At 65.1% G+C, this 1,182-nt stretch carries 1 protein-coding gene; it reads right to left on the bottom strand.

All coding sequences use genetic code 11. The features are described from left to right. Positions 1–156 precede the first annotated feature (156 nt). Positions 157–1,071: an amidohydrolase family protein gene (locus DY468_RS24505; protein ID WP_164608208.1), complete on the bottom strand. Its 915-nt coding sequence runs from the start codon at positions 1,069–1,071 to the stop codon at positions 157–159. Positions 1,072–1,182: the final 111 nt, after the last annotated feature.

The raw sequence follows: 1,182 nt of genomic DNA, 5'->3' as shown, positions 1-1,182 counted from the left end.
GAGAGGGCTGGGGTGAGGGGGCGTCTCCGCGAGTCCGAGTCGCTTGGCCCTGCGGAGGCGCCCCCTCACTCGACCGGCTTCGCTGCGCTACGCCGGTCGACCTCTCCCCGCGCGCGGGGAGAGGTGACATCCGTGCACGCCGCTCGGGCGATCGGATCATTTCTCCTCCGGCCAATACAACCGCATCGGGTTATCGACCAGTAGTTTACGTTGAAGTTCCGGTGTGGTGGCAATGTGCGGGATGAAGTCGACCAAGAGGCCGTCGTCCGGCATGTGGTCCTTCAGGTTGGGGTGCGGCCAATCGGTGCCCCACAGCACGCGGTCCGGGAAGGTCTCGACGATGCGGCGGGCGAACGGGACGACGTCGCGATACGCGTGCTGTTCGCCGTTCAGCGCCGGCGGACCGGACACGGACAGCCGCTCCGGGCAGCTCACCTTCGACCAGACGTTGGAATGCTCGCGCATGAATTTGACGAACAGCTCGAATTCCGGCCCGTCGACCGGCTTTGTGACGTCCGGCCGGCCCATGTGGTCGACCACCACGGTCGTCGGAAGCGAGGTGAAGAAGTCCCACAGCTCGGGCAGGTCGACCGCCTCGAAATAGATCACGACGTGCCAGCCGAACTGCTTGATCCGTTCGGCAATCTCGACCAGTTCGTCCTTCGGGGTGAAGTCGACCAGGCGCTTGACGAAGTTGAAGCGCACGCCGCGGACGCCGGCATCATGCATCGCCTGCAGCTCGGTGTCGGTGACGCTGCGTTTCACCGTGGCGACGCCGCGCGCCTTGCCGCCGGAGTTCACCAGCGCATCGACCATCGCGCGGTTGTCTGCACCGTGGCAGGTCGCCTGCACTACGACGTTCCGGGAAAAGCCCAGATGATCGCGCAGCGCATAAAGCTGCTGCTTCGACGCGTCGCACGGCGTGTATTTCCGTTCCGGCGCGAACGGAAACTCGTCGCCCGGCCCGAACACATGGCAATGCGCGTCCACAGCGCCTGCCGGCACCTTGAACTGCGGCTTCGAGGGGCCTTGGTACCAATCCAGCCAGCCCGGGGTCTTTTCGAATTTCATTTCGATACTCGTCTCAAGTCAGCACCGCTTGCACGCAGCGCTAGTTAAAGTCCGCGTCTATTTCGCCTCGGCCTCTCCGCTCCCCTCCCCCTCGCGGGGAGGGGTCGGGGG

Source organism: Rhodopseudomonas sp. BR0M22, assembly GCF_010907035.1.
Classification (GTDB): Bacteria; Pseudomonadota; Alphaproteobacteria; order Rhizobiales; family Xanthobacteraceae; genus Rhodopseudomonas.
The sequence above is the reverse complement of the archived record's forward strand: the minus strand, read 5'-3'. Positions and strand labels throughout refer to the sequence as shown.